Origin of the sequence: Amycolatopsis sp. CA-126428 (assembly GCF_002904335.1) — a bacterium.
Lineage (GTDB): Bacteria > Actinomycetota > Actinomycetes > Mycobacteriales > Pseudonocardiaceae > Amycolatopsis.
In genome coordinates this window covers 1-5,515 of the sequence record NZ_PPHF01000058.1, presented here as the reverse complement: position 1 = coordinate 5,515, position 5,515 = coordinate 1, and the positions used below count along the sequence as shown (strand labels likewise).

Annotated in this window: 6 protein-coding genes; all 6 read right to left on the bottom strand. The window is 72.1% G+C overall.

What is annotated here, in order from left to right; genetic code table 11:
• Nucleotides 1–468, bottom strand: a 468-nt coding sequence (locus C2L58_RS15265) for a WXG100 family type VII secretion target (RefSeq protein WP_146073604.1), incomplete at its 3' end; no start/stop codon positions are given.
• Nucleotides 462–1,010 carry a YbaB/EbfC family nucleoid-associated protein gene (locus C2L58_RS15260; protein WP_103338236.1) on the bottom strand — a complete coding sequence of 183 codons (549 nt, stop codon included), beginning with the start codon at nt 1,008–1,010 and terminating at the stop codon, nt 462–464. The genes C2L58_RS15260 and C2L58_RS15265, both read right to left, overlap by 7 nt.
• Nucleotides 1,007–1,351 (bottom strand): type VII secretion target, encoded by a 345-nt coding sequence (locus C2L58_RS15255; protein ID WP_103338237.1) that lies wholly within the window; start codon nt 1,349–1,351, stop codon nt 1,007–1,009. The genes C2L58_RS15260 and C2L58_RS15255 overlap by 4 nt, the downstream gene beginning before the upstream one ends.
• 5 nt (nt 1,352–1,356) lie before the next feature.
• On the bottom strand, nt 1,357–3,372 hold the full coding sequence (locus tag C2L58_RS15250; RefSeq protein ID WP_103338235.1) for a hypothetical protein: 2,016 nt from the start codon (nt 3,370–3,372) through the stop codon (nt 1,357–1,359).
• 8 nt (nt 3,373–3,380) lie between these two features.
• Nucleotides 3,381–3,848 (bottom strand): hypothetical protein, encoded by a 468-nt coding sequence (locus C2L58_RS15245; RefSeq protein ID WP_103338234.1) that lies wholly within the window; start codon nt 3,846–3,848, stop codon nt 3,381–3,383.
• Nucleotides 3,849–3,867: 19 nt separating this feature from the next.
• Nucleotides 3,868–4,710 carry an ESX secretion-associated protein EspG gene (locus C2L58_RS15240; RefSeq protein ID WP_103338233.1) on the bottom strand — a complete coding sequence of 281 codons (843 nt, stop codon included), beginning with the start codon at nt 4,708–4,710 and terminating at the stop codon, nt 3,868–3,870.
• Between the last annotated feature and the right edge of the window lie 805 nt (nt 4,711–5,515).

The window sequence follows — 5,515 nt, the reverse complement described above, 5'->3', positions numbered from 1 at the left end:
CACCCCGCTGGACGCGCCTTCGCAGCCCTTCTGCGCGGTTTCCAGGAGCGTCACGGTGTCCTGGGCGCGCTGGCGATAGGTGTCCGCGGCGTTCCCGGTCCAGGACACGGTGTCGGCCTTGACCATGCCGGTCAGGTCTTCGCCGATGCTGCCCAGCTCGGCGGCGACGTTCTTCCACGTCTCCGACTGCGCCGCGATCTCGTCGGCGTTGCCGGTGAGACCGTTCAGGGCTTCCTTGAGCGGGCCGACGTGTTCCATGAGCCAGCCGACCCCGGCGGCGAGGATCGCCCCGAACGGATCCATCGCCATCGACAGCGCGTCCAGCGCCGTCCCGACGGCCCCGAGCGCCACCGACGCCCAGTCCCCGCTCTCGATGGCCGACTTCAGGTCGTTCGCCGACTCCAGCAGCGAAATGCCCGAATACGCCTTCGTGGAATCCTTCGTCTCCGCGACCAGCGGATTCACCACGGATTGTTGTCCTCATCGTCGGCAGTGGCCGGCCGCCGCGGCGGCGTCGGCGGGGTTCCGGGAGCGGGCGGGACGGCCGCCGCGCCGCCCGACGGGGCCGGGGGCACCGGTGCGGGCGGGACGGGCGGCTGCTCGTCCGGTTCGTCCGGGTCCGGGAACCGGCCGCGCAGGGAGTCGAGCAGCGCGCCGCGGGTCTCGGGGTCCTCGTCGCCGAGCCGCTCGGCCATCACGCCGGCGACGCGGTCGGCGATACCGGACTGCGCCCGGCGCATCGTCGTCAAGATCTGCCGCGACAGCTCGTCCAGGGGGAACGACTTGACCTTGTTCGAGAACGTCAGGTCGGTGACCGTGCCGTCCGCGCCGACGGTCACGCTGACCGCACCGTCGGAGCTGGTCGCGGTCAGCCGCAGCCGTTCGGTCTCCTCCTGCGCCGCCTGGTAGCGCTCGGCCTTCGCCGCGAACCCGGCCGCCCAGTCGTCCATCCGGCGGATCGTCTCGTCGGGGTCCCGCATCAGGTCCCCCAGCCCGTTGGGCCCCGTCATGACCGCACCTTCTCATCCACCGTGCGCGAAGACGACGCGAGCTGACGCTCGAACGGCTGCGCGTTGCCCTCTTCGCCTTCGCGGTAGGACTTCGCGGCCGACGTGACGTTGTCGGCCAGCCCGCGCACGCCTTCGACCGACGCCGTCAGCGCGTCCTTCGCCTCCTCACCCGTCGGCCGGATGATCGGCGGGAGGAACGCGCACAGCAGTCCGTAGGCGTGGTCCGACATCGCCGTGTCCGCCGCCGAGCTCGCCGTGTTGAGCCGGTCCACCAGGCTCTCGACGTGACTCGCGTGCGCGACGAGGTCATCCGGTTCGACCTCGAATCCGGGGGCCGTCACGGGCGTCACTTCCAATCCTGGTTCTTCCAGTCCCCGATCACCGGCGGTGCGACCGCCTCTTCGCCGGCGAAGAAGTTCGGGTCGTCGCTTTCGAGGTAGTCGGCCGCCTTGTGTTCCTTGTCGTCTTCCTTCTTGCCGCCCTTGCCGGCGCCCATGCCGCCCATGCCCGGCGATCCCGCCGCGCCGGCCGCACCACGGCCCGACATCGCGTTGCGCGCGGCCGCCGCTTCGGCTTCCGCGGCCGCGCCCGAGGCGGCACCACCGCTCAGGTTGCCCGCACCCGTGCCGCGCACGCCACCGCCGGCACCGGCTCCCCCGGCCCCGGAGCCGCCGCCGATCCCGCCGAGCGAGCCGCCGCCGGCGCCCCCGCCGCCGCCCAGGCCGCCGAGCCGGCTGGCGATGCTCTCGCCGTTGATCCCGCCGCCGCGCCCGATGGTCGGCATCTTGGCGCCGCCGGGCGTGTTGAGGCCGCCGGTGCCGGTGGGCAGGCCGGTGATCGGGTCGATGCCGGGCGGGGTGAACCCGGGGATCGGGCCGCCGCCGCGGACGGTGCCGCCGCCCCCGCCGGAGATGTCCGGGATGTTCGGGATCGGCGGCGGGGTGTACCCGCTGCCGCCGGTGCCCCCGCCCCCGCCGATGCCCGACGGCGTGAAGCCCGACGACGTCGTCGAGTCGTCGAAGTGCGGCAGCGACGAGCCGGGGATGCCGGCGCCGCTGAAGTTGCCGCCGGTGGGCGTGCCGGGGACGTCGAAGTTCGGCGGGGTGAAGCCCGCGCCACCCCCGCCGCTGCCGCCGCTGCCGCCGCCGGGGATGCCACTGCCCGAGAAGCCGGAGCCGCCGCCCGGAATGCCACTGCCGGGGGTGCCACTTCCCGGAATGCCACTGCCCGGAATGCCACTGCCGGAGAAGCCGCTGCCGCCGCCCGAGCCGTCGCCGGCGCCCGGGATGCCGCTGCCGGAGAAGCCGGAGCCGCCGGCGCCCGAGCCGTCGCCGGGGATGCCCGCTCCGCTGCCGCCCGCGCCGCCGCCGAGCGCCGCGGCGTTGGCGTCGAGCGGGGTCTGCGGGGTCACGCCGTCGAACGCGGTCCGCGCCATCAGCGGCTGGTCGGCACCACCCGCACCGGAGCCGCCGCGCGCGACGACGTTCTGCCTGGTCGCCGTCGCCGTCGGCAGCTTCGGCGGGGCCGGGAACCGCGGGGTGGCGACCGCGCTGCCGATGGTCTCGTCGTACTGCGTCATGATCTGCGCGGCGTGCTCCCGCGCGGCCTGCTGCGCCCGGTAGGTCTGCATGGCTTCGCCCGCGGCCGACGCGTACTGCACCGGGTCGGTCATCGACATCAGGCGCTGGTTGGTCGACTGCAGGTCGAACTGCACCGGCGGGTTCGCGACCATCTGCCGCTGGGTCTCGTTGAGCGCCTGGGAGTGGATCTCCTGCTGCCGGCCGGCGAGCGTGGCGCCCTGCGCGGTCGCGCCCAGCCACTTGCCGACGCCAGCGAGGTGCTCGCGGACGGCGTCCCCGGCGTCGCCCTGCCAGTTGTCGGTGCTGGCGTTGATGGCGTCGGCGAGGGTCTTCTGGTGGGTGCCGAGGTCGTTGCCGACGCTCACCCATTCTTCCGAAGTTTCCGCGACGGTCGCCGGGTTGGCGTCCAGCGTGATGGCTTCGTTCATCTGTTCGTGGCTGGCGTTGTTCCACAGCGTGCGCGGCGCCCCACCGGTTTCGCGCATGGCGAGGCCCTCGTCGAGGCCGTGTTTGGCGTCGGCGAGGTGCTGCTGGTAGAGCTCCTGGATCTTCCGGTCGCGCAGCACGGGGTCGACGACGGGGCCGAGCCAGCCGGCCCGGATCTCGTCGTCGACCTGCCTGGTGGCCATCTCGCGGATCTGATCGCCCGACGGCGAGTTGTCCGTCTTCAGCGGCCCGACGTAGTACTTGGACGACGAATCGGCGGTCACGTCGTAGAGCGGACTGCGCGGGTTGTAGTCCGGGGACGACGGGTCCGAGACGGACTCGGCGGTGGGTGCCACGGTCTCCCTCAGCTCTGGTCGGCGGTCGGAAGCGAGGTCAGCGTCGTGCGCGTGGTCTCTTCCCGGGACTTGTAGTTCTTCTTGGCCAGCCGGATGGCTTCGATGTAGGTCGGGAACTCCTGCCGCGCGGCCTGCAGCTGGGTGACGAGGCCGTGTTCGTCGGCGGCGGTGCTGACCATGTGCGCGGACACCCACTGGCCGGTGGCGGTCCGGCTCATCGCCGGCGCGTCGTGCAGCCGCTGCAGGTTCGCCCAGCGCTGCTCGAGCGACTCGAGCACGCCTTCGAGCGCCTCGATCAGCTGGTTGCCCGTGGTGTCGTCGATGGCGAAGCCACCGCTCTGGGCAAGCCGCTTCAGCTGCGCCCCGGCGAGCCCGACCCGCACGGCGGCCATCGTCTTGGCCTCGGGGGTCGCGGCGTTCTGCAGCTGCACGGCGGCCTGGAGAGCCTGCGTCGTGGCCGCGGTCTCTTCGGTCATCAGGACTGTTCCTCCCCGATCAGTAGACAGCGGCGATCGCGTCGCGGATGGCGCGCGCGAGGTCGGCCCGCCCGGCGGGCAGGTATTCCGCGGTGAGTTCCCCGCCCTCACCCGTCCGGGTGTGCACGAGGTATCGCCCATCGGCGGTGTCGAGCCAGCTCAGCGGCTCATTGGCGAGGCGTTCGCCCCGCCGCCCTTGCGCACTGACGGCAATGTGCCCCCCACCCAGCCGAGGTTCGGCGAGCACCCGTTCGAGCACGGCGACATCGGACGGCTTCGGAGCCGGCGGCCGCCGCCCGGGCCGCACGACGGCCTTGACCTCGATCATCCCGAAGGCATCGGTCTCTTCTTCGTCGAACTCGGCGTCCGCGATCCGCTTCGCGGTCATGGCGGAAACCTCCCGCCCGGCGGCCCGGTGCACGACGTGCTTCCCGGTACTGGCGGCCGGAGCCGGCGGCAGCACCCCGGTGACGACCTCGACGAGGTCTTCGTCGGCGAACAGCGAGAAAAGCAGGTCATCGGTGTCCGGGGCCTGCGTGATCCCGAGCGCCTGGGCACCGTCACTGACGACGAGAACGGCCACATCGGCCCCCAGCCCATCGATCCCGCTGACGGCGACCGAAACCCGGGGCTCGGCGAGCAGCTCGAAGGCGGCCCGGACCCCGGGGTGCAGCTCACCGGAGACGGACAGCCGCCGCTCCTCGAGCGCGTCGTAAACCTGCCGAGCCACGCGCACGAACCGCACGGGATCAGTGGGCAGGTTCCCGGCCCGAAGCGGGTACCGCCGGACATCGCCCCCGGTAGCCCGCCCGACGACGAGTGCTTCGAAGACCTCGAGGACGAACTCGAACCGCTCCGCCATTTCCCCTCGCCGGATCCTTTTCGTCAAACCTTCAAGCAAGTTCCGTGATGAACATTAGCAGTGCGGCCGGGACGGGCGTCGGCACCGCCACCCGGATGCCCGAAAGACCACGATCCCCTGGACCAGGCGGGCAAACAAGCGGATCGCCCGACGGAGTGACGGGGGTTGCGGTGGGTGAGGGGCGGGGAGGTCCGTTTGGCGAGGTCATGGAGGTTTGGCTGGTGGGCGGGGCTGGGGTGCGGGCGTGTGGGCTGGAAGTGGTGGCTGGTCGGGCCGGGTTGACACTGCCGCTTCGCTGCTCGCCCGGCTCGCGCACACCACTGCGGATTCCGCTGCAGAGGCAGCGGGTGTCCGCGGCGACGATCCGCTGCGGCGGCGGTGACCGTGGCGGTCGCGCGGAGGAGGAGTGGGCAGCAGCGACGGCGCCGGTCATCGCGGCAACGACCGCAGCTCTGATTTGCGCTGGTAGCAGCATGGTAGCCGCAGCAAGGACGACACGGTCACGGCGGCGACCGCGATGCTGGCGATCAGGCTGGCGGCATCAATCACGGCAGCGGGGATGGCAGCCTCGGCGCACCTGTGATGCGAGATCTAGCCAGTTCAGCGGGCTTTCTGGCGACGGGTCAATTCCAGCGGAGCCGTTGTCGGCCATCCGGCGGTGAGTCCCGATCCGTGCCGGGGCCATCGACTTCCGCTGCCGACAGCGAGCACCAGGTCGACCATGCACGGGCGCGGGTGTGGGCCCGTAGCCGTGTGGCTGCGGGCCTTTCCCGTGTTCAGGCTGCGAATGGGAGTGGTTCGTGGA